Source organism: Actinomycetospora aurantiaca (assembly GCF_037401875.1).
Classification (GTDB): Bacteria; Actinomycetota; Actinomycetes; order Mycobacteriales; family Pseudonocardiaceae; genus Actinomycetospora; species Actinomycetospora aurantiaca.
Window position 1 is genome coordinate 1 of sequence record NZ_JBBEGN010000046.1, and the last position, 993, is coordinate 993.

A 993-nucleotide genomic window follows, 5' to 3' on the forward strand; every position below is an offset into this window, starting at 1 on the left:
CGGCGGCGGCTTCGTCGAGGATCTTGCGGCTGATGACGCGGCCTTCGGCCTCGGTGATCGGGCGGCCGTGGTGGTCGCGGAGGTGGTAGGGGGTGCCGGATCGCCAGCAGGCGGCGATCCGGGTGATCAGGACCGCGGCCAGGGTGCAGAGCGCGCTGTTGTGGTGTTTGTCCTTGGCGCGCAGCGCGGCGTAGCGGGTGGCCAGGGTGGGATCGACCCGGCGGGCGTGGTCGGCGGCGAGGAACAGTGCTGCGCGCAGCACGTGGTCACCGGCTTTGGTGGGCCCGTCGTGGCGGTCGGTGGCCCCGGACTGGCTGACCTTGGGCACCAGCCCGGTGTAGGCCCGCACCGCGGCCAGCGAGGCGAACCGGGACGGGTCCCCGACCCGGCCCAGGACGACCGCGGCGCCGACCTGGGCGATCCCGGGCGCGGAGAGCACCAACCCGCGGGGGTCGGCGTGCCTGTAGTGACGCGCCAGCCGCGTCTCGATCGCGGTGATCGCCTCGTCGACCGCACGGATCCGGGTGACCTCGACGGCGATGTCGGCGGCGAGCTCGGCGAAGTCGATGCTGCCCTCGGGCCAGAGCGTGAGCGTCTCGCGGGCGGCGGCGAGCAGCCCGTCGGCCTTGTCCTCCCGCCAGGCTCCCCGACTGTGCTTGATCACCACCGCGGTCAGTCGGGCCCGACCGGCACGGATCGCCGCGCGCGGGTCGCTGTAGCGGGCCAGCAGTTCCAGGGCGGTCTTGCCCGGATCGCTGCCCAGCACCGCGGTCCAGGCCGGGCCGAGCAGCTCGACCAGCGCGTCGAGTCGCTGCACCGCCACCACCCGCTCGGCGACCAGCCGGGCGCGGCGACCCGCGAGACGACGCAGCGGCTCAGCCGGCCCCAGCCCCGGGGTCTCGTCGAGGCCTTCGGGGTGCAGGATCGGCAGCCGCGCGAGCAACGCCGCGTCGAGCCGATCGGTCTTGGCGTGCTTGTTGTAGTAGCGGCGCA

Annotated in this window: 1 protein-coding gene; it reads right to left on the bottom strand. The window is 74.4% G+C overall.

The window, feature by feature from the left end:
• Positions 1 to 993, bottom strand: a 993-nt coding sequence (locus tag WCD74_RS29835; protein WP_337698570.1) for a transposase, incomplete at both ends; no start/stop codon positions are given.